General features: G+C 73.2%; 1 protein-coding gene. It reads right to left on the minus strand.

The annotated features are described in order from the left end of the window. On the minus strand, positions 1-169 hold a 169-nt coding region (locus ACQG3P_RS25100; RefSeq protein WP_426806557.1), incomplete at its 3' end, for a uroporphyrinogen decarboxylase family protein. Between the last annotated feature and the right edge of the window lie 62 nt (positions 170-231).

Consider the following 231-nt stretch of genomic DNA (forward strand, 5'->3'; position numbering starts at 1 on the left):
CGTTTTCCGGGTTCTTGGCCATGTCCAGGTAGCTGCAGGCCTTGGCGCGGGTTGCGCGGTATTCGGGCAGGTAGCGGCCAGCCTTGCGCATCAGCCAGACGGGGGTGCAGTCCTCCGGTTCGCGGCGCAGGGCGCGCAGCAGGCGTTCGTGGCGGGAGGGGCTGGTCACGGGTTGCTGCCTTGGAGTCGGGTGGCGCTGGGCCCGGGGGAGGCGGGCCGCGCAGCGCGGCG

It is taken from the genome of Stenotrophomonas sp. SrG (genome assembly GCF_050031795.1).
GTDB lineage: Bacteria > Pseudomonadota > Gammaproteobacteria > Xanthomonadales > Xanthomonadaceae > Stenotrophomonas > Stenotrophomonas rhizophila_A.